At 70.9% G+C, this 17,091-nt stretch carries 16 protein-coding genes; 7 read left to right on the plus strand and 9 right to left on the minus strand.

Annotated features, from left to right (window positions below):
• Positions 1-5 precede the first annotated feature (5 nt).
• Positions 6-1,109 (minus strand): epoxide hydrolase family protein, encoded by a 1,104-nt coding sequence (locus H489_RS32570; RefSeq protein ID WP_017888031.1) that lies wholly within the window; start codon positions 1,107-1,109, stop codon positions 6-8.
• 216 nt (positions 1,110-1,325) lie between these two features.
• On the opposite strand from H489_RS32570, the gene H489_RS32575 reads away from it, so the two are divergent.
• Complete coding sequence (locus tag H489_RS32575; protein ID WP_017888032.1) at positions 1,326-2,018, plus strand: HAD family hydrolase; 693 nt, start codon at positions 1,326-1,328, stop codon at positions 2,016-2,018.
• Between the two features lie 79 nt (positions 2,019-2,097).
• Here the strand turns inward: H489_RS32575 and H489_RS32580 are convergent, their stop codons facing one another.
• The 6 genes from H489_RS32580 to H489_RS32600 all read right to left on the minus strand — a co-directional run bounded on the left by H489_RS32580 (position 2,098) and on the right by H489_RS32600 (position 8,053).
• The gene (locus H489_RS32580) at positions 2,098-3,243 is read right to left on the minus strand and encodes a TIGR03364 family FAD-dependent oxidoreductase (protein ID WP_017888033.1); all 1,146 of its coding nucleotides are present in this window, start codon (positions 3,241-3,243) and stop codon (positions 2,098-2,100) included.
• A gap of 147 nt (positions 3,244-3,390) precedes the next feature.
• Positions 3,391-4,227 carry a CPBP family intramembrane glutamic endopeptidase gene (locus H489_RS37015; protein WP_017888034.1) on the minus strand — a complete coding sequence of 279 codons (837 nt, stop codon included), beginning with the start codon at positions 4,225-4,227 and terminating at the stop codon, positions 3,391-3,393.
• A complete protein-coding gene (locus H489_RS32590) occupies positions 4,224-5,120 on the minus strand; it encodes a CPBP family intramembrane glutamic endopeptidase (protein WP_017888035.1) in 897 nt (298 codons plus the stop codon). Before H489_RS32590 ends, H489_RS37015 begins: the two co-directional genes overlap by 4 nt.
• 174 nt (positions 5,121-5,294) lie before the next feature.
• Complete coding sequence (locus tag H489_RS32595) at positions 5,295-5,789, minus strand: HNH endonuclease (protein ID WP_017888036.1); 495 nt, start codon at positions 5,787-5,789, stop codon at positions 5,295-5,297.
• Between the two features lie 354 nt (positions 5,790-6,143).
• Entirely contained in the window at positions 6,144-7,115 is a 972-nt protein-coding gene (locus H489_RS37020) for a C40 family peptidase (protein ID WP_051067405.1), read from the minus strand.
• A gap of 242 nt (positions 7,116-7,357) precedes the next feature.
• On the minus strand, positions 7,358-8,053 hold the full coding sequence (locus H489_RS32600) for a metal-dependent transcriptional regulator (protein WP_017888038.1): 696 nt from the start codon (positions 8,051-8,053) through the stop codon (positions 7,358-7,360).
• A 184-nt stretch (positions 8,054-8,237) separates the two neighbouring features.
• Between H489_RS32600 and serC the strand changes: the two genes are divergently transcribed.
• Complete coding sequence (gene serC / locus H489_RS32605; RefSeq protein ID WP_017888039.1) at positions 8,238-9,353, plus strand: phosphoserine transaminase; 1,116 nt, start codon at positions 8,238-8,240, stop codon at positions 9,351-9,353.
• A gap of 87 nt (positions 9,354-9,440) precedes the next feature.
• Here the strand turns inward: serC and H489_RS37420 are convergent, their stop codons facing one another.
• The gene (locus H489_RS37420) at positions 9,441-10,232 is read right to left on the minus strand and encodes a DUF3027 domain-containing protein (protein ID WP_017888040.1); all 792 of its coding nucleotides are present in this window, start codon (positions 10,230-10,232) and stop codon (positions 9,441-9,443) included.
• A 4-nt stretch (positions 10,233-10,236) separates the two neighbouring features.
• Positions 10,237-10,614 (minus strand): cold-shock protein, encoded by a 378-nt coding sequence (locus H489_RS32610; RefSeq protein ID WP_017888041.1) that lies wholly within the window; start codon positions 10,612-10,614, stop codon positions 10,237-10,239.
• Positions 10,615-10,759: 145 nt separating this feature from the next.
• Between H489_RS32610 and H489_RS32615 the strand changes: the two genes are divergently transcribed.
• The 5 genes from H489_RS32615 (at position 10,760) to H489_RS32630 (ending at position 17,034) form a co-directional block, all read left to right on the plus strand.
• Positions 10,760-10,969 (plus strand): hypothetical protein, encoded by a 210-nt coding sequence (locus H489_RS32615; protein ID WP_017888042.1) that lies wholly within the window; start codon positions 10,760-10,762, stop codon positions 10,967-10,969.
• A gap of 28 nt (positions 10,970-10,997) precedes the next feature.
• On the plus strand, positions 10,998-12,764 hold the full coding sequence (locus H489_RS37025; RefSeq protein ID WP_017888043.1) for a helicase-associated domain-containing protein: 1,767 nt from the start codon (positions 10,998-11,000) through the stop codon (positions 12,762-12,764).
• Positions 12,765-12,812: 48 nt separating this feature from the next.
• Complete coding sequence (locus H489_RS32620; RefSeq protein ID WP_017888044.1) at positions 12,813-14,510, plus strand: DNA repair helicase XPB; 1,698 nt, start codon at positions 12,813-12,815, stop codon at positions 14,508-14,510.
• Positions 14,511-14,561: 51 nt separating this feature from the next.
• A complete protein-coding gene (locus tag H489_RS32625) occupies positions 14,562-15,257 on the plus strand; it encodes a response regulator transcription factor (protein WP_017888045.1) in 696 nt (231 codons plus the stop codon).
• A gap of 79 nt (positions 15,258-15,336) precedes the next feature.
• Complete coding sequence (locus tag H489_RS32630) at positions 15,337-17,034, plus strand: sensor histidine kinase (protein ID WP_031260211.1); 1,698 nt, start codon at positions 15,337-15,339, stop codon at positions 17,032-17,034.
• Positions 17,035-17,091: the final 57 nt, after the last annotated feature.

A 17,091-nucleotide genomic window follows, 5' to 3' on the forward strand; every position in this document is an offset into this window, starting at 1 on the left:
CCACTCTAGCGGCGGAAGGGCCCCAGGAACGCGTGCAGTTCGTCGACGAACAGGTCGGGCTGCTCGAACGGCGCGAAGTGCCCGCCGCGGTCGAGTTCGTGGTGGAACACGAGGTTCGTGGTCCGCTCGAGCCACTCGCGCGGCGCCCGCACCAGGTCGCCGGGGAAGATCGAGAACCCGGACGGCACCTCGACCCGTCGCTCCAGCTGCTCCGCAGGGATCGCGGCGTTCGCGTGGTACATCCGCATCGCCGAGCCGATCGTGGCGGTGGCCCAGTACTCGGTGAGCAGCGCCAGGACCTCGTCGCGCGTGTAGACCGACCACAGGTCGCCGTCGCAGTCGCTCCACGCCCGGAGCTTCTCGACGATCCAGGCGGCCAGCCCAGCGGGTGAGTCGTTCAGCCCGACCGCTGCGGTCTGCGGCTTCGTCCGGTGCAGCATCGCGTAGGCGCCCTCGGCGGTGCGCCAGCGGTCGGTCGCGGCGACGAACTCCCGTTCGGCGGCGGACAGCGTCGACGGGTCGAGCCCCGGCCAGGCGAGCCCGCCGTCGATGCGGTGCACGGCGACGACCCGGTCGGGGTGGTCGAGTGCCAGGTACCGGGCGACGTGTGTGCCGATGTCGCCACCGGAGACCGCGAACCGCTCGTACCCGAGATCCGTCATCAGTGTCGCCCACATGCCGGCCACCTGCCGGGCGTCGAGCACCTGCGGCGGCGCATCCGAGAAGCCGTACCCGGGCATGTCCGGCACGACGACGTCGTACCCGGCGTCGACGAGCATCGGCAGCACCTTCCGGTACCGCCAGCCGGAGTCCGGCCAGCCGTGCGCGAGCAGGACCGGCAGCGCGTCCGGCTGTGCGGCCCGGGCGTGCAGCAGGTGGATGCCGATGCCGTCCACGACGGCACGACGCGAGGGCAGCGCGGCGAGCGCGGCACGGTGCGCGTCGAAGTCGAAGCCGTCGGCCCAGTACTCGACGAGTGGCCGCAGGACGTCGTAGTCGGCACCGAGCGACCAGCCGACCCCGGCGGGTGCGTCCGGCCAGCGTGTGGCACGCAGCCGCGCGCGCAGGTCGTCGATGGTCGCGCCGTCGATGTGCGGTGTCTCGCCCATGCGGCCGACGCTACGCGGCGCCACCGACGCAGATCGGCGAGCGGGGACCGGAGCCGCTCCCCCTGGCGGACCGGCTGCATGTCCGCACAGGCCGTGACGAGCCTCCTGGCGGCGTTCACCTGGCGGACACCCGCGCATCGTCTGCCCGCCATGGGGTGCGTCGACGCTGGTCGGACCGCGCCGGTCCCGGCGTGGCGGCACGTACCCAGGAGTCCCATGATCTCGCTCGTCTGCCTCGACATGGCAGGAACCACCGTCGACGACGGTGGCGTCGTGCTCGACGCCTTCCGCACCGCGCTCACCGACGTCGGCCTCGAGCGTGGGAGCGCCGAGCACGACCACGCCGTGCAGTACGCCGTCGACACCATGGGCCAGTCGAAGATCGCCGTCTTCACGGAGCTCTTCGACGGGGACGGCGTCCGCGCCGCAGCGGCGAACACCGCGTTCGAACGCGCCTACGCACGCACCCTCGACCGGGGCGTGCGGCCGGTGGACGGTGCCGTCGAGACGCTCGTCGCACTCCGCGCCGCGGGTCGGCAGATCGCGCTGACCACCGGGTTCTCGCCCGCGACGCGTGACGCGGTGCTCGACCTGCTCGGCTGGCGGCCGCTGGTCGACCTCGCGCTCTCCCCTGCCGACGCCGGGCGCGGGCGCCCGTACCCGGACATGGTGCTCACCGCCGTGCTCCGGACCGGCACCGACGACGTCCGTGCCGTGGCGGTCGTCGGGGACACCGTCGCCGACCTGCTCACCGGGCACCGCGCCGGCGCCTCCGTCGTGGCGGGCGTGCGGACCGGGACGCACCAGGACGCGGACTTCGCGACGGTCGAGCACACCCACGTCCTCGACTCGGTCGCCGAGCTGCCGTCGGTGCTCGCCGAGGTCGACGAGGCTGTGGCCGTGGTGTGACGACCGCGCCGGTGCCAGAGGCCGCCGGGGTCGCAGCGTTGGCCGGCCTGGTCGGCGGCTGCGCGACTGACGGTCCCCCTCAGCCGAGGACCGCCGGGGCGATGCCGAGGCCGGTCGTCATGCCGATGCCCGTGGTGACCGTCACGACGTCGACGCCGGGCAGCGGCTGGTCGATGAGGAACTCCCGCCCCGGCGCCGAGGCGTAGACGCCCTGCCACCGGTCGACCACGGAGACCGGCGCACCGAACAGGCGCTCGGTCTCGGTGACGAGCAGCCGGAAGCCGTCTTCGTCCTGGAACGGCGGTGCGTCGACCCCGCGCTCGTGGGTGTCGCCGACGATGATGCTGCCGTCCGGCGGTGACGTGTACATCTGGTTGAGGTCCCAGCGGATCCCCTCGGGCAGGTCGGCGGCGAGCCGGTCCCGCAGGGCTCCGGCGCCGGGCATCGCGGCGAACCCCGAGTAGCGCAGCAGCGACCACCCGGTCAGCAGTGGTGTGGCGAGCGGGAAGGCGAGGGGGATCGTCGCACGCAGCATGTGGAGCCGGCAGCGGACAAGGCCGATCGACTCGGCGAGCTCCGGGAAGAGCTGGTCGAGGTCGTGGTTCGTGCAGACGACGACCCTGGTCCCCTCGACGACGCCGCGACCGGTGCGGACGGCGCCGGCGGCGACCTCGAGCACGGGGGTGCGCCAGTGGAAGGTGACCCCCTGCTCGGCGAGCCAGCGCGCGATCGCGGGTGCTGCCTCCCGGGGGTCGACCTGCAGGTCGTGCGCCAGGTGCGCGCCGCCCAGGGCGGTGTCCGGGTCGACCGGCACGGCCGCGGCGATCTCGGCCGCGTCGGCCAGCCGCACCTCCGTGCCCGAGTCGCGGTACTCCTCGAGCACCGCCATCTCCTCGGGGCGACGGGCGACGACGTGGGCACCGCGTTCCCGGGCCGTGAAGCCGGCGAGCTGCGCGAGTGTGAGCCAGCGGCGGCGTGCCTCCTGGGCGTACCCGGCTGCCTCGCCGGTCTGCGGGGTGACGCAGGCGTGGCCGAAGTTCCGGACGCTCGCCCCGACGACCGCACCCGCACGGTCGACCACCGCGACCCGGGCGCCCTGCCGGAGTGCCTCGTACGCCATGCCGAGTCCCACGATGCCCGCGCCGACCACGACGACGTCGTACCGTTCGGTCAGTGGCTGGTGGTCCGTCTCGGTGTCGAGTGCGGTGCGTGCGGAGCGGGGCATGGAGACCTTTCGGGCAGTGCGGGACGCCGGTCCGGTGCGGACGTCGCAACTGTCGCAGGCAACCGGTGGGGCGGGGTTCCGTCCCGGTGCACACGGCGTGGACGGCAGGTGAAATCGATCGGCACCTGTCCGGACAGCCCGGCCGGGTCAGGTGGTCTCGGTGCCGCCCGGCGTGGCGCGGCGGTCCCGTCGACTGCGGAGCGTCTCGCGCACCACGCTGATCGCGATCGCGACGGAGAGCCCGATCAGGATGATCTCGATGACCCCGGTCGTTGACGGTGGTTCGGCGCCCTCGTGGTTCCGTCCGGCGGTCTGCAGGAACAGCGCGGCGTCGTTGAGCCCGTGCAAGAGCATCGGCACCCACAGCCTCCCGGTGGCGCGGCGGGCCGCGTAGAAGAGTGCTCCGTCCATGCTGAGGAACGCCACCTGGAACAGGATCAAGCCGAGCGGGAGTCCGGCGATCACGAAGCCGACCACGTGGGCGAGGCCGAACAGCACCGAGGAGACGATGAGGACGACGAACTCGGAGTGATGTGCGCGGAGCGCGGTGACGAGGATCCCGCGGAAGAACAGCTCCTCGCCGACGCCGACGCCGAGCGCACCGATGAGCACGACGACGATGATCCCGGCCGACGCCTCGGACCACGGCACGAGGCTGAACAAGATCACTGTCGAGACGAGGGACAGCACCGGAGCGGCGAGCCACCACCAGCGCCGGGGTCGCCCGACGGCGACAGCCGGTTCTCGCCAGATGTCGTTCCACCACCCCGAGCGCCGGGCGAAGAACACCCCGGCGGCGATCATGATGCTGACCGGGATCCAGGTGCCGGCGAGCCAGTCCGCGATCGGGTGGTCCTCCCCGTTGACGACAGCGCTGAGCAGGTTCCCGACGCCGGCAGCCATGAGCACGTAGACCACGCAGGCGACGAGGGCGATCGAGAACAGCCGCGGGACCTCACGACGCCCATTGACTGCGGCGGTCATGCGGCCACTCCCTGCGGGTCGGGCTCGGTCTCGGTCTCGGTCTCGGGGCTGCTGACACGGCCCTTGATGAAGAACAGCACCAGGAGCGCGAGCACCGGGTAGACGAAGTTGAAGATCCCCGCCAGGCTGATCAGCCCGGCGTCGCCGGCGGTCGCGGCGGTGGTGTCGATGCCACCGGTCGCCAGGATCGTGGTCGGGTCGGTCGCCGCGTGCAGCAGCATCGCGGGGACGATGCTGCCCGTGACACGCATCGACAGGTAGAACATCATGCCGGCGCCGAACGTGTACACGACCGTGACGGCCACCGTGACGAGCGGGGTCCCGCCGATGGCGTTCGAGGCGTGCATCAGCCCGAACAACACCGACGACAGCAGCGCGACGGTGCGTTCGGTGTGGCGCCCGCGGCGGAGCAGGTTCACGGCGACGCCGCGTGCGACGAGTTCCTCGGCGAACCCGATGCACAGACCGAGGAAGAGCACCGCGAAGACCACGGCGACCGAGTACGACGACCAGTTGGTCGCGACGAGCCGGATCACGATCGGGACGAGCAGCAGGACGACGGCGGTACACATCCACCCCCGCCCCGGCAGTGGCTGGCGACCGAAGACCTCGCGCCCCCAGCCGAGCGTGCGGACGAAGACCAGGGTGAGCAGCCCCATCACGATGATCGGCAGGGCGACGCCCACGACGGCTCCGCGGGGTGTGGCGAACAGCTCGTCCGCGGTGATGTCGCTGGCGAGGGTGCGGGCGTTCAGCCAGCCGAGCCCCTCGTAGACGGCGAGGTAGAGGACGACGGCGAGCACTGCGCGCCACCAGCCGCCGCGGTCCCAGAAGCGCTGCCACGGGTTCCGTGCCGCTGCCGTGTCGGTCGAGCGATCTGCTCCTGCAGCCATGCTGTCCTCGCGGGTCTCGGTCGTCGGGGCGTCTGGTGACTCGTCCTCACGTCAGCGTAGTGCGGACCCGGATCACCCCGCGTGCCCTGCACGCGCGTCAGGGCGGACGGGAGGCCCGTGGCGGCGTCGCCACGGGCCTCCCGTCCGTCTCGTGGTGCCTCCCACCGACGGCCGCTACGCGGCCACGAGGTACTCGTCCCACTCCGCCTGCGGGCGCTCGATGCCACGCACGACCCACGAGGACCCGTGCGGCACCTTCGGCGGGAACCGGAGGCGCCACCCCATCTCCTGCGGGGTGCGGTCGCCCTTGGTGTTGTTGCAGGTCAGGCAGCAGGCGACCAGGTTCTCCCACGAATCCTGCCCACCGCGCGACCGCGGGTGCACGTGGTCGATGGTGGTGGCGTGCCGGCCGCAGTAGGCACAGTGGTTGCCGTCGCGACGCAGGACGCCGCGACGGGACACGGGCACGAGCCGGGAGTGCGGGATGCGGACGTAGCGGGTGAGGATGATGACCGTCGGACGTTCGTAGCTCGACGTCGACCCGGTGACCGGGTGTTCGACGTCGGCCGCGACGACGGCGGCCTTCTGGTTCATGACCAGCACGAGGGCTCGTCGGAACGAGATCACCGCGAGGGGCTCGTAACCGGCGTTGAGGACGAGAGTGCGCATGGGTTCCCTTCCGACGTGCCTGGACGGCTTCCAGGCGCTGCGGGTGCGTCGGACCGACGACGCGGAACGGGTGAACACGGCCTGTTCACACCCCTGGAACCACGAAGAGCACCACCCGGATGGGCAGTGCTCTCGTCATGCAGGGGCGTGCTCGTGCACGCAGGCTGTGCTCGACCATATGTCGACACGCGCGCGCCGACCCATGGTGCGGGTCGTGCGGAACGTCGACATGAGGGTCTCCTGTTCGCGCCGGTGCGGACCGGTGCAGCGTCAGGTTAACCCAGAAACCGGCCCGGCACGAGGGTGTGCGGGCCGGTTCTGGAGAAGTTCACACTCCCCCGGGGGCAGTGTTCGCTAGATGCCGAAGCGGACGATGTGGTAGTCGCTCGTCCAGATCGGGCGGATGGACACCGCGCCACCGGGCTTCGGGGCGTCCATGATCATGCCGTTGCCCATGTAGAAGCCGTCGTGCGCCTCGTTGTTGAAGATGACGACGTCGCCGGGCTGCGCCTCGGACTCGGGGATCGTGGTGCCGGCCTGGTCCTGCAGCGGCACCGAGTGCGCCAGGTTGATGCCGTACTGGGCGTAGACGAACATGATGAAGCCGGAGCAGTCGAAGCCCGAGGGGTCAGCGCCGCCGACGACGTACGGGGTGCCGATGTACTGCTTGGCGGTGTTGACCACGGCCGGCAGCGAGAACGGGGTGTTCGCCGCCGACGAGCTGGCTGCGTACTCCGCCGCGGACGGCCCGGTGTACGAGGCGTACTGCTTCGCGGTCGCGGCGCGGGCGGCCTGCGTCTCCTTCGCCTGAGCTGCGGCCTGCTTCGCTGCAGCAGCCTGGTCGGCGGCTGCCTGCGCGGCCGCCTTCTCGGCGTTGAGCGTCGCGGTGGAGGTGGCGCCGTAGCCGTCACGGCTCGTGTCCGCCAGCGCCACGGCGTCGGACACCGACAGCTCCTGGCTCTGCGTGGCGCGGACCTGACGCTGGGCGTCCGCGGCGACGGTCGAGTTGCTGGCGGACGTCGCGGCGAAGGCCGGAGCGACCGCGACCGTCCCGAACATGCCGGCGGCGACGGTGAGGACGACGGGCGCGAGGAACTTGCGCTTCCGCGACACCGAGCTGGCCTTCGCGGTGCTCGCGGCGGCGGCGGCCTGCGCGGCACGACGACCGCCGGGCAGCGGAGCGGAGCGCACCGGCACGACCTTGCGGACGGCTCGGCCCTCGGTCTCGCGCACGGCCCGCCGGGTGAGCGGGGCGGTGGTGGCGTTCTCGGTGTTCGTCGGGTTCGCGGGCGTCTGGTCGTCCGCGGCGGTACCGGTCTGCGTCAAGAGGTGTGTCTCCAACGTCTCGTCATCACGCCGCCGTGGGTGTCCGGCGGTGTGCAACCCCATCCGTTCGTCATCGTTTCCGATCGAGGCAGGAGACGGGTTCGAGACGTCCTGCCACGGGTCTCCGGCTCAGGGGCAGCACGGCGACTCGGACGAGTGTACGGAGGCGTCGTTACCGTGTCGAGACAAAACGCCACGAGGTAACGAATCGGTAAAGACTCTCAGGGACGACCCCGGAGGGGTCAGTCGCGCTCGATGTAGACGTGCTGGGCAACCTCGATGGGGAGCTCGATGCCCGAGTCTTCGCCCTCGACACGGACCGCCACGTAGGCCCCCGCACGCTGCACACTGCCGACCCGGCCGGGCATGACACCGGCCGTCCGGAGCTGGTGCAGGAGTTCCGGCTCGAACTGCACGGGCTCGCCCAGTCGTCGGATGACGCCGGTCGCGACGGCGTCGGTGCCCTCGGTCGCGGCGACGATGTTCTGGACGCCGTCGAGGAACCCGGCGGCCGCGGGGCCACCGATCTCGGCCAGCCCGGGGATCGGGTTGCCGTACGGCGACTCGGTCGGGTTGCCGAGCATCTCGAGCAGACGGACCTCGACCTGCTCGCTCATGACGTGTTCCCACCGGCATGCCTCGTCGTGCACGAACGCCCAGTCGAGTCCGATGACGTCGGCCAGCAGGCGCTCGGCAAGACGGTGCTTGCGCATCACGTGGGTGGCGCGGGAACGGCCTTCGTCGGTGAGCTCCAGGTGCCGGTCACCGGAGACGACGACCAGGCCGTCGCGCTCCATGCGGGCGATGGTCTGGGAGACGGTCGGACCCGAGTGGCCGAGGCGCTCGGAGATGCGCGCGCGCAGCGGCACGATCGCCTCTTCCTCCAAGTCGAGGATGGTGCGAAGGTACATCTCCGTGGTGTCGACGAGATCGGTCACGGTCCGCCTCTCATGTCTGGGCCCAGCGCCGACCACACTACTTGTTCGCACCGACGAACACCGACCGGCGCCCGGGCACACGTGAGAAAGGGTCATCGGACGCGGTGAGCGGGTGCGCCGGACCCACCCCGTCCGGCCGGTACACGGGCGGGGGCATGCGGATCGGCGTCGGTAGGATCGGTGCATGGCAGACATCGTCATCCCGGCCGAACTCCTCCCCACCGACGGTCGCTTCGGCTGCGGTCCGTCGAAGATCCGCGGTGCACAGCTCGAGGCACTCGTGACGCGCGGCGCCACGGTCCTCGGCACCTCGCACCGCCAGAAGCCCGTGAAGGACCTGGTCGGCAGCGTCCGCTCCGGCCTCGCCGACCTGTTCCAGATCCCCGAGGGCTACGAGGTCGTCCTCGGCAACGGCGGCTCGACAGCGTTCTGGGACGCCGCCGCCTTCGGCCTCATCGAGCGTCGGGCCGAGAACCTGTCCTTCGGCGAGTTCGGGTCGAAGTTCGCCAAGGCCGCCGCAGCCCCGTGGCTCCAGGCTCCGCACGTCGTCGAAGCGCCGGGCGGCTCCCTCGCCGCACTCGAGCCGGTGGACGGCGTCGACGTCTACGCCTACCCGCACAACGAGACCTCGACGGGCGTCATGGCCCCGGTCGTCCGAGCGACCGGTGACGTCGGCGCCCTGACCGTCGTGGACGCGACCAGCGCCGCAGGTGGTGCCCTGTTCGACGTCAGCGCCACCGACGTCTACTACTTCGCGCCGCAGAAGAACTTCGCCTCTGACGGCGGGCTCTGGCTCGCACTGCTCTCCCCCGCGGCGATCGAGCGGATCGAGCGCATCGCCGCATCGGACCGGTACATCCCCGAGTTCCTGTCGCTGAAGAACGCGGTCGACAACTCGCGCCTGAACCAGACCCTGAACACCCCGGCGATCTCCACGCTGCTGCTCCTCGACGAGCAGGTCCGGTGGATGAACGAGTCCGGCGGTCTGGCGTGGGCGGACCTCCGCACGAAGACCTCGTCGTCGACGATCTACGACTGGGCCGAGGCGAGCGAGTACGCCACCCCGTTCGTCACCGACGCCGCTGCGCGGTCGCAGGTCGTCGCCACGATCGACCTCGACGACTCGATCGACGCCAAGTCCGTGGCCGCGACCCTGCGCGCCAACGGCATCGTCGACACCGAGCCGTACCGGAAGCTCGGCCGCAACCAGCTGCGCGTCGCGACGTTCACCGCGATCGACCCGGACGACGTCGCGAAGCTCGTGCGTGCGATCGACTTCACGGTCGACGCCCTGCGCTGACGCCGGGGACACCCGCCGGAACGCCGAACGGGCCCGGCACCACCAGATCGGTGGTGCCGGGCCCGTTCGTTCGTCGGTGCGGGTGCGTCAGGCGCGGTGGAAGTCCGGGTCGGCCTCGCCCGCGTCGAGCTGGTCCACCTCGAGGTCGGCGTCGGGCTCGACCGGCTGCACGCGGCGGGCACGGCGGCGGCGCGGCGACTGCGGAGCCTCATCCTCGTCGGCACCGTCGGAGGCGTCGGTGTCGCTCACATCGGCGAGCGCATCGACGTCCACGCCCTCGATGTCGTCGTCGTCCGACTCGTCGAGGTCATCCTCGTCGGCATCGAACTCGTCGTCGTCGTCATCATCCGACTCGTCGTCGTCCTCGTCGTCCGAGTCGTCGTAGTCGTCGTCTTCGTCGTCGTCCGACTCGTCTTCGTCGTCGTCGAACTCGTCGTCGTCATCGTCATCGTCCGACTCGTCGTCCTCGTCCGACTCGCCGTCCTCTGCCTCGTGCTCCTGCGCGGCCCGGTACTCGGCCAGCCGCTCGGACCACGGAACCCACTCGGGTGCGACGAGCGCGCCGTCCCCGGGCATCAGCTCGACCTCGAGCACGGTGGGTTCGTCGTCGCCGATCTTCGCGACGCTGACGGTCCAGCGCCACCCGGGGTACCCGGGCAGGCGGTTGGCGAACAGGACGGACACGACACCGTCCCCTTCGTCAACGGTGCCGACGGGTGCGCCGACGGTCGACTCGGGGGTGACCTCGAGCAACGCCTCGCGCGCCAGGTCGGTGTAGTTGATGGACGCTGCGTCGATGGACGCTGCGTCGATGGACACGGCGTCAGTCGACGCTGCGTCGGGAGCCGTCTCGGCCCCTGCTGTCTCGGACTCGGTCATGGGGTCACGCCTCCAACTGGTCTGCGACGTGCCGCAGGATGGCGGCGATGCGATCGCCGTTCTTCGGGTAGCGGCCGTGGCGGAGGTCTCCGCTGATCCGGTCGAGTTCCTTCACCAGGTCCTCGACGATCACGGCCATGTCGTCCGCGGAGCGACGGGTCATCCGCGACAGCGACGGCTGGGGTTCCAGCAGCCGCACGGACAACGCCTGCGACCCCTTCTTGCCCTGGACGACGCCGTACTCGAGCCGCGTGCCGGCCTTGACGGTCACGACGCCGTCGGGCAGCGAGGACGCGTGCAGGAACACCTGGTCGCCGTCGTCTCCGGTGATGAAGCCGAAGCCCTTGTCGTCGTCGTAGAACTTGACCTTGCCGGTGGGCATGCGTGGACTCCTCGAGGTCGTGGTACGGCCGTGGTGCGTCGGATATCCTGGGTCGATGGCCAATCCGACCCGATCAACCGGGAACCCGCAGGATTCCGCAGAACCCCCGCTGACGTTCAATCGTACCGAACGCGCTCTGGCGTTCATGATCGGTGGCATCTTCATCGCTGCCTTCCTCTGCATGGCGGCCATCATCGTCATGTGGCTGACGGCCTCGAGTGCGCAGGCGTCGATGCCGTGGCCGGTGATCATGGCGGTCCCGCTCATCGGCTTCCCGATCGGCATGGTGCTGGTCTTCACGCTCCTCGCCATCACCTGGACGCGTCGCGCACGAGCGAACCGGACGGCTCGCTGACGTCCGCCCCGGACGCTGGCACCGGACGATGACGACCACCGCCGACCTCGCCGCCCGACTCCGGGCGATGCCGGACGACGCGCTCCAGCGCCTCGTCGCGGCGAGGCGACTCCCCACCGCTGCACTCGCCGAGACCGGCCCGCAGCGCATCACCGACTTCTTCGACCTCGCCGAGGCGCTCCGCGGCGACGATGCTGTGGACGCCGCCGTCGAGCACCTGCCGCGCGCCACGATCCTGGCGCTCCGCGACGGCGGTGCCGTCGACGCGCTCGGCCCCGCGGTCGAGCTCGGCCTGGCCGACCAGGACGGCGCCGTCGACGACGCGGTCGCCGCACGCGTGGCCGCCCACCCCGACCTCACCTCACTCGACGAACAGCCTGGAGGCCCGGAGCAGGTCCGCCCCGCTGCTCCCGTCCTCGATGCCGCGGCGCTCGCGCGTGCGCGCACCACGGGAGCGGAACAGGCGTTCGCGACGATGACCGTGCTCGCCGAGCTGCTGCGGGCGGTCGACGCCGGCGCGGTCCGCGAACTCGTCAAGGGCGGGATCGGCATGCCGCTCGCCCGGACCCTCGCGGAGCGCATCGGCACCGACGCCGAACTCGTCGCCGGTCGCCTGGCGCTGCTCGACGGCATCGGGTTCGCCGACCCCGACACCGGACGCTGGATCGTCACCGACGCCGGGCACGCCTGGTTGCTCGCCAGCTGGCCGGAGCGCTGGGTGTCGCTGGTGGCCGCATGGTCGGACACCCTCCCGCCGGCCGTGCACGAAGTGCTCGCGCTGGCCGACGGCGACCTGCGCGACCTCGTACCGCTCGGACGCTGGGCCTACCCGGCCGGATCCCGCTGGCTCGACGCCCTGCTGCTCGACGTCGCCGGCACCGCGGCGTCGCTCGGCCTGACCGTCGACGGTCTCGTCACGAGCACGGGCCGGGCGCTGTTCGACGGCGACGCCGAGCAGGCCGCCGACGACCTGCCGGGCACCGTCGAACGGGTCTACCTGCAGCACGACCTCACCGTCATCGCGCCGGGCCCCCTCGCGCCGGTGGACGACGACGCCCTGCGCACGGTCGCCGTGCTCGAGGCACCGGGGCTCGCGGCGCGGTACCGCATCTCCGAGGACACCCTGCGCACGGCGTTCCGGGCCGGACACTCCCGCGACGACCTGCTGGCGCTGCTCGGGCGGCTGTCGGCCACCGGCATCCCGCAGCCCCTGGCCTACCTGATCGACCAGGTCGCCGGACGCGACGGCAGCATCGTCGTCGACCGGGGACCCGGCGGTGTCGGCACCGAGGTCCGAGGCACCCCCGACCAGCTCGACCTGATCGGGGTCGACGCCGAACTCCGGCAGCTCGCCTGGGACCGGCCCGACCTGACGACGCTGACCACGCGCTACCCGCCGCACGTCGTGCACAACGCGCTCGAGGACCAGCGCTACCCGGCCGTCCTGACGACCGCAGCCCGTCCCGAGGCGCACCACGGGCCTCCCGGCCGGCGCAGCCCCACCGGACGCTCGCCGGAGCAGTCGGCGCACGCACTCGTCGAACGGCTCCGCCTGACGACCCGGCGCGGCGACGCGGAGCCGGAGCAGGAGTGGCTCGGTCGGCAGATCGACCTGGCCGTCCGCGGGCGCACGCCGATCCGCGTGACCGTCCGGATGCCGGACGGCTCGGAGCGACCGTTCTCGATCGTGCCGACGTCGGTCGCCGCCGGACGCGTCCGCGGGCGGGACACCGCCGTCGACGTCGAGCGCACGCTGCCGCTGTCGCTCGTCGTGTCGGTCGAGAGCGACGCCTGAGCCGTGCGGTCACCAGTACGCAGGCGCTGACGGCTAGGCTGGCAGGTCATGAACGGACCGCTGATCGTGCAGAGCGACCGCACCGTGCTCCTCGAGGTCGCGCACCCCGACGCCGAGGACGCACGCCACGAGCTCGCGGCCTTCGCCGAGCTCGAACGCGCTCCCGAGCACGTGCACACCTACCGGATCACCCGACTCGGACTCTGGAACGCGCGCGCCGCGGGCCACGACGCCGAGGCGATGATCGACACCCTGGAACGCTTCGCGAAGTTCCCCGTGCCGCAGAGCGTCACGGTCGACATCCGCGACACGGTCTCGCGCTACGGACGACTCGTGATCCGTCGCGAGGAACGCCCCGACGCGCCCGTGATCGCGAACTCCCCCGCCGAGGAACTCGAGCGGCTGCCGCTCCTGCTGCTCACCGCCGAGGACCCGTCGGTGCTCGCCGAGGTCATCCGGTCGAAGCGGATCAAGCCGCTGCTCGGTGACATGCGGTCCTCGACGGAGGTCGAACTGCAGCCGTGGGCGCGTGGGCAGATCAAGCAGGAACTCGTGAAGCTCGGCTGGCCGGCCGAGGACCTGGCGGGCTACACCCCGGGCCAGCCGCACCCGATCGACCTGGACACCGCCGAGTGGCACATGCGGCCGTACCAGGAGCAGGCGGTCGACACGTTCTTCGCCCAGGGCTCCGGCGTCGTCGTGCTGCCCTGCGGTGCGGGCAAGACGCTCGTCGGCGCCGGTGCGATGGCGACCGTCAAGGCGACGACGCTCATCCTGGTCACCAACACCGTCTCGGCGCGGCAGTGGCGCACCGAGCTCCTGAAGCGCACGACCCTGACGCCGGAGGACATCGGCGAGTACTCGGGCAGCGTCAAGGAGATCCGGCCGGTCACGATCGCGACGTACCAGATCCTCACCGCCCGTCGGAAGGGCGAGTACACGCACCTGTCGCTCCTCGATGCCCTCGACTGGGGCCTCATCGTCTACGACGAGGTGCACCTGCTCCCCGCTCCGGTGTTCAAGCTGACCGCCGACCTGCAGGCCCGCCGACGCCTCGGCCTCACCGCCACGCTCGTGCGCGAGGACGGCCGCGAGGGCGACGTCTTCTCGCTCATCGGGCCGAAGCGCTACGACGCCCCGTGGAAGGAGATCGAGGCGCAGGGCTACATCTCGCCGGCCTCCTGCTACGAGGTCCGCATCGACCTGCCGCACCAGGACCGCCTGGAGTACGCGGCGTCGAGCGACGACGAGCGCTACCGGCTCGCCGCGACGTCGCCGGCGAAGACCCCGGTGGTGCGGGAACTCATCGAGAAGCACCGCGGTGAGCAGATCCTGGTGATCGGGCAGTACATCGACCAGCTCGACGAACTGGCCGCGTCGCTCGACGCGGCGGAGATCACCGGAGCGACCCCGGTCGACGAACGGGAGCGGCTGTACGACGCGTTCCGGTCCGGCGAGGTCGACGTGCTCGTCGTGTCCAAGGTCGCGAACTTCTCGATCGACCTGCCCGACGCGACCGTCGCGATCCAGGTGTCCGGCTCGTTCGGGTCCCGGCAGGAAGAGGCGCAGCGGCTCGGCCGACTCCTCCGCCCGAACAAGGACGGCCTGCCCGCGTCGTTCTACACGCTCGTGGCCCGGGACACCGTCGACCAGGACTTCGCGCAGAACCGGCAGCGGTTCCTGGCGGAGCAGGGGTACTCCTACACGATCCTCGACGCCGACCAGGTCCAGACGCCCGTGGGCTGACGTACGAAGCGCTCTCAGGAAACCCCGAGGGAACAGTCAGAAGATAAGACCATGAGCGATGGCCCCAAGATCCTGATCGTCGACGACGAGCCGAACATCCGCGACCTCCTGACGACCTCGTTGCGCTTCGCCGGCTTCGCCGTGCGTGCGGTGGGCAACGGCGCACAGGCGATCTCCGCCGTGCTGGAAGAAGAGCCGGACCTCATCATCCTCGACGTGATGCTGCCCGACATGAACGGCTTCGGTGTGACCAAGCGCCTGCGTTCCTCGGGCTACACCTCGCCGATCCTGTTCCTCACGGCGAAGGACGACACCGAGGACAAGATCACCGGCCTCACCGTCGGTGGTGACGACTACGTCACCAAGCCGTTCTCGCTCGACGAGATCGTCGCCCGCATCAAGGCCATCCTCCGTCGCACCATGAACGACGAGGAAGACGCGATCATCCGCGCCGGTGAGCTCACGATGGACCAGGACACGCACGAGGTCACGATCGGTGACGCGCAGATCGAGCTCTCCCCCACCGAGTTCAAGCTGCTCCGCTACCTCATGCTCAACCCGAACCGCGTGCTGTCGAAGGCGCAGATCCTCGACCACGTGTGGGAGTACGACTTCAACGGCGACGCGGGCATCGTCGAGAGCTACATCTCGTACCTGCGCCGCAAGCTCGACCAGTACTCCGCCGAGCCGATCATCCAGACCAAGCGCGGCTTCGGCTACATGCTGAAGGCGTCCAAGGCTTCCTAGGGGCCAGGGCCCCTCGGGGCTCGACTTCACGGCGGCCGTCCGGTTTCACCGGGCGGCCGCTGTCTATCGTTGAGGCAGCATGCACACGCGAATGAACCACTGGTGGGACGGGATCTCCCTGCGCACCAAGATCACCGGGATCACGGTGCTCCTCGTCGCGCTCGGACTGCTCGTCGCCGGACTCGGCACGATGACGGTGCTGTCCACCTACCTCATGCAGCAGCTCGACAACACGGTCAAGCAGACGACCGAGCAGCTCGAGGGCCAGAACATCAGTGACGGCGAGCAGTACTGCAAGCTGTCCGTCGTGGTGTCGCAGAGCGCCTACGTCGCCGCGTACGACGCCGACGGCGACCGGATCTGCCAGACGAAGGCGTCGAGTCGGCCCGACGTCCGCGAGGCCACCCTGGTGCAGGCCGCGCAGTCGAACCAGCGCATCTCGCTGTACGACAGCCAGCACGACCACGAGTGGCGTGCCCAGATCATCCCGGCGTCGCTGCAGAACCAGTCCGACGGCACCACCGAGACCGGCTACGTGCTCATCGCGGTCTCCAGTGCCGGCACCGACGAGACGATCGGCAAGTTCACCGCGATCTTCCTCGGGTTCGGCGCCTCGGTCATCCTGCTCGGCGCCATGCTCACCCGGCTGCTCGTCACCGCGACCTTCGACCCGCTGCGCGACGTCGAGGACACCGCGGCCCGGTTCGCCGCCGGTGACTTCAACCAGCGCCTCGAAGCCGACACCCCGAACACCGAGGTCGGCCGGCTCAACCGCTCCCTCAACGTGATGCTCGAGCGGATCGACTCCGCGTTCGAGGACCGTGAGCGCACCATCGACCAGATGCGCCGGTTCGTCGGGGACGCCTCCCACGAGCTCCGCACCCCGCTGGTGTCCCTGCGCGGGTACGCCGAGCTGTACCGGATGGGTGCCCTCCGCAAGGAAGAAGACGTCGCCCAGGCGATGGAGCGCATCGAGAAGGAAGCGCAGCGGATGGGCCTGCTCGTGCAGGACCTGCTGCAGCTCGCCCGCATCGACGAGTCCAAGCCGCTCGAGCTCGGCCCCGTCGACCTCGTCGCCATCGCCCGCGACTCGGCGCTCGACACCATGGCCTCCAACCCCGACCGCGAGATCCAGGTCCTCGTCGAGGACTCCCTGACCGGCGAGAGCGTGCCGCAGGCCGTCCGTCCGTCGTCGTCCCCGTCGTCCGTCGTCTCTCCGGACACCGGCGAGGCACCGCCCGTGTCGCCGACCTCGGCGAACACCACGGGCCCGATCGCGTTCTCGCGCCAGACCATCGCGCGCCTCCGAGCCCGCCGCACGCGCGCGATGAACATCGACGCCGGCGCCACACCGACCGACGAGACCACGCCGCTGCCCACGGTCGTGCTGCCGAAGCGCCCGCCGATCGTCCTGGCAGAGGAGAACAAGATCCGCCAGATCGTCACGAACCTGATGGGCAACGCCATGCGGTTCACGGCGCACGACGACCCGATCGAGATCGGCATCGGCGTGGACGACGAGCGCGGCATGGCGCACCTCGACGTGATCGACCATGGTGAGGGCATCCCGCCGCAGCTGCGCGAGAAGATCTTCCAGCGCTTCTGGCGTGCCGACACCTCACGCGCACGCGACACCGGTGGCTCGGGTCTCGGACTCGCCATCGTGTCCGGGATCGTCGCGGCGCACCACGGCTCGGTCGAGGTCTTCGACACCGAGGGCGGCGGCGCGACCTTCCGCGTCTGGCTCCCCCTGCTCCCCCGCGACTTCGCCGCCTGACCGCCTGACCGGCGAGGGCCGTGCGTCCCGCGGCGTCCCGGCTGGTCACAACACCCC

The organism is Curtobacterium flaccumfaciens UCD-AKU (genome assembly GCF_000349565.1).
GTDB classification, from domain to species: domain Bacteria; phylum Actinomycetota; class Actinomycetes; order Actinomycetales; family Microbacteriaceae; genus Curtobacterium; species Curtobacterium poinsettiae.